The sequence below is a fragment of the Oleiphilus sp. HI0067 genome, assembly GCF_001635735.1.
The window spans coordinates 1-525 of sequence record NZ_LWFI01000639.1; the positions used below are offsets into that span (position 1 = coordinate 1).

At 41.5% G+C, this 525-nt stretch carries 1 protein-coding gene; it reads left to right on the plus strand.

Translation table 11 applies throughout. The features are described 5' to 3' along the window. Nucleotides 1–270: 270 nt before the first annotated feature. Nucleotides 271–525 (plus strand): glutathione S-transferase N-terminal domain-containing protein (locus A3739_RS07065; protein ID WP_197472152.1); only part of this gene is annotated, 255 nt, incomplete at its 3' end.

The following is a 525-nucleotide window of genomic DNA, read 5'->3' on the forward strand; positions in this document are numbered from 1 at the left end:
GTCACGGATAGAAAGTGAGCGTATGGGATTATACGTGCTTGTCTTCTTGGCGTTCTTCTTTGTGTTCGTCTACTTCTTGAATAAAGAGTACTGGCGCGATATCCACTAAGTCTATCTAAGTAGCTATAAGGCTGTTGGCAAACGCTAACGGCCTTTTTTGTTATAACGTGTGTTGAATTATGACGCGCTTTGATAAGTGTGTATAATTCTGGCAGTTTTGTATTCTATGTATCGAATTTTCGATGCGTTCTATTTATAAGGAGCTCTTGTATGGGCGTTGTGACCAAACGGTCGTCGATGACGTTTTTTTCTGATGGTGCAAGCCACTATAGCCACCGAGTCCGTATCGTTCTCGCCGAAAAAGGTGTGGCAGTAGATATTATTGATGTCGATCCAGATGAAAAGCCTGCAGAGTTAGCTGATCATAACCCATACAATGAATTGCCTACATTGGTAGATCGTGATCTTGTATTGTATGAAGCTGATATCATGATGGAGTATTTAGATGAGCGTTTCCCTCATCCT